The organism is Coprococcus sp. AF99-45, assembly GCF_027663865.1.
GTDB classification, from domain to species: domain Bacteria; phylum Bacillota; class Clostridia; order Lachnospirales; family Lachnospiraceae; genus Allocoprococcus; species Allocoprococcus comes.
On record NZ_JAQDGZ010000054.1, the window covers coordinates 1 to 1,618 of the forward strand.

A 1,618-nucleotide genomic window follows, 5' to 3' on the forward strand; every position below is an offset into this window, starting at 1 on the left:
ATTGATACTGACCGGAGAATTGTTGACATATCTTGCAGACCTGAATGAACAGGCACAAAAACGGTTAGACACTATCATGGAGCAGATGAAAGCTACCGAGGGCGTGACAGAGGAATTGAAGTGTACCCGACAAATGGAATGGGTGCAGCGTTGCAATAACATTCACAACAGGGCAGAAGAAATTGTTTTGTATGAGATGATTTATTCATAACGGGAGCAATTAAATCGGAGGTATATAAGATGATTGAAATTGTATTTGGTGAAAGTGCCTGTGGAAGTTTGAAAATTGCCCAAACTTACGGCAAGGGAAAGTATAGAGGAAGTGCTGTTTCAATATTTATGAGGCACGAAGACGAGAGTGTTCCATCTTCAGATGAAATGAAAAAGGCACAGCTTCAAGCACAGGAACAAGAACGCATTGCTTGGGAGAATGCTATTCCATTGGGAGGCAAGAGCAGTGATGTTTATTGTTTTGATATGGTTCTTAGTGTGGGAGATATTTCTGATAATGGAATTGGCGAACAGCGGAAAAATATTTTCAAGAAAATGCTGTCTGTCTGCTTTGTAGAGGATTTAGATTATCAGGTTGAAGAAAAAATACAGAAAATTAAAACTACATTGACCTCAGTGATTGAACGATATGTAGCTGGGGAAGAAATTCGCATTTGGTATAGCTATAATCCAGATGAGCTTTGTGGTATGTATTGGCTTATGAAACAACTTCAACCATTAAACTGCCAGACAACAATTTATTTGGTTAAGTTACCTACATGGGAATATGGAAAAGAAAATACTATGACATCCAAAATAGCATGGGGCGAGGTCTCTCCTGGCGAATGGGGAAACTATATAACTCTACAAGAGAAAGCTAATCCTGTATTTCTTTCAGCTTGTACTATGAAATGGAATCAACTTCAAAATGAAAATGCACCTTTGCGTGCAATGTTAAATGGTAAATTGCAAAGCGTTTCAGAAGATATATATGATAGTTTCATTCTTCGTGAAATTGCGGAACAGCCAGAGCAATTCAAAATGGCTATTGTCATAGGTAATGTTTTAGGAAAATATCAACTTGGAATTAGTGATGTATGGATTTCCAATCGCATTGATAAAATGCTTGAAGATGGTGTGTTGGAAATTATACAGGACGCACCAAAGGGAGAAACAAATTATCGCCGAATATTAAGAAAACGAATGAAATAATAACCACAGCACAAACCGCTGCTACATGGAATCCAACAAACCATGCAACAGCGGTTTTTCTTTACCATTTTTTCCTCTGGCTGATAGGCGTTCCCATTTTCTTTGATTTTTTGAGAATACGAATGAACCAGCGAAATTCTTCTTCTGACAGGTTTTTATAGTTGATACCAAGCTGCTTGCAGTAAAGGATAACCAGTTTTTCATCTCGACTGCCCTTGAAATTTTCGACCGCTTCCAGATTTTCTTTCAGTTCATCGGCAACGGCAGTTTGGGGCGCACTCTCGCTGTCCTTTTTGTGGAATTCCCGAATATCCCGGCTAATCAGGTTGAGGTCATCCAGAACCATGTGACTGAAATACTCATCATCACTGATATGTGCGGCTTGCAGCACCTTCAAATGCGGGTCATCTTCGCC

General features: G+C 39.3%; 2 protein-coding genes and 1 pseudogene. 2 read left to right on the forward strand and 1 reads right to left on the reverse strand.

Annotated features, from left to right (window positions below; genetic code table 11):
* On the forward strand, positions 1-211 hold a 211-nt coding region (locus PGR14_RS15955), incomplete at its 5' end, for a TnpV protein (protein WP_270223718.1).
* 29 nt (positions 212-240) lie between these two features.
* Positions 241-1,203 carry a DUF3658 domain-containing protein gene (locus PGR14_RS15960; protein ID WP_270223720.1) on the forward strand — a complete coding sequence of 321 codons (963 nt, stop codon included), beginning with the start codon at positions 241-243 and terminating at the stop codon, positions 1,201-1,203.
* A 61-nt stretch (positions 1,204-1,264) separates the two neighbouring features.
* Here the strand turns inward: PGR14_RS15960 and PGR14_RS15965 are convergent.
* A pseudogene (locus PGR14_RS15965) lies at positions 1,265-1,618 on the reverse strand (helix-turn-helix domain-containing protein); the annotation flags it as partial.